At 39.9% G+C, this 587-nt stretch carries 1 protein-coding gene; it reads left to right on the top strand.

The genetic code is table 11. The features are described 5' to 3' along the window. Positions 1-461, top strand: a 461-nt coding sequence (locus B7692_RS07580) for an IS30 family transposase (protein WP_142360054.1), incomplete at its 5' end; no start/stop codon positions are given. Positions 462-587: the final 126 nt, after the last annotated feature.

Raw genomic sequence — 587 nt, 5'->3', positions numbered from 1 at the left:
ATAATAAAACTGCCCTTGAGGTTACCAAACACCTTTATAAAATCAAGAACACTCTTCACCAAGCTGACAAACATTTCTTCCAACTCTTCCCTGTCATTCTTACCGATAATGGTGGAGAGTTTGCCAGGGTCGATGATATCGAAATGGATGTGCGAGGAGAGAGTAAACTCTTCTTTTGTGACCCTAATCGCTCTGACCAGAAAGGGAGAATTGAGAAAAATCACACGCTAATTCGCGACATTCTACCTAAGGGAACTTCTTTTGACAACTTAACTCAAGAGGATATTAATCTCGTCTGTTCGCATGTCAACAGCGTCAAACGCGCTGCTTTGAATGGAAAGTCAGCCTATGAGCTCTTTGTATTTACCTATGGAGAAGAAATTCCTAAACTTCTAGGTATTTCCAAAATACCTGCAGAAGACGTCTGTCAGTCGTCTAAATTACTCCAACATAAGTTCTAAAAACTAACCTTTAACCGCATTCAAACATCTCACACTAACTTCCACCATAGCGGAACTTAATCTGAAACGCTTTCAGATGAGGAGATTTTGTGCGCTCTTTTTTTCGATTCATTTCGGTTACAAAAG

This window comes from Streptococcus mitis (genome assembly GCF_002096925.1).
In the GTDB taxonomy this organism is placed as follows: domain Bacteria; phylum Bacillota; class Bacilli; order Lactobacillales; family Streptococcaceae; genus Streptococcus; species Streptococcus mitis_AF.
The sequence above is the reverse complement of the archived record's forward strand: the minus strand, read 5'-3'. Positions and strand labels throughout refer to the sequence as shown.